This window comes from Clostridium prolinivorans (assembly GCF_004011155.1).
GTDB lineage: Bacteria > Bacillota > Clostridia > Clostridiales > Clostridiaceae > Clostridium_AT > Clostridium_AT prolinivorans.
Genome location: NZ_RJWG01000060.1, coordinates 1 through 306 on the forward strand (window position 1 = coordinate 1; position 306 = coordinate 306).

1 protein-coding gene is annotated in these 306 nt (G+C 33.0%); it reads right to left on the reverse strand.

The window, feature by feature from the left end; genetic code table 11:
* The coding region (locus EGD97_RS12330; RefSeq protein WP_127837568.1) for an HlyD family secretion protein at window positions 1-306 on the reverse strand (306 nt) is incomplete at both ends.

A 306-nucleotide genomic window follows, 5' to 3' on the forward strand; every position in this document is an offset into this window, starting at 1 on the left:
CTGTTAAATAATTCTTTTCAGGCTTTATCTTAACTTTAAAAAATACATTTCCTTTTTCATTATCTATGGTTGCATCTTCATCTATAGCAATAACTTGTCCCTTTAATGTGCCATATTCAGCCTGGTTTAATCCTCCTACTGCCAGTGATACCTCATCATTTTCATGTATTCTTGGTCTATCACTACTTGGAATAAGTGTTTCTACAATTATATCTTCATCAGTAGCTGAAATAGTTCCTAAAAGGCTGCCGCCTTGAAGTACCATCCCTTTTTTAAGTTCAGTATTTAAATGAATTATTCCACTTC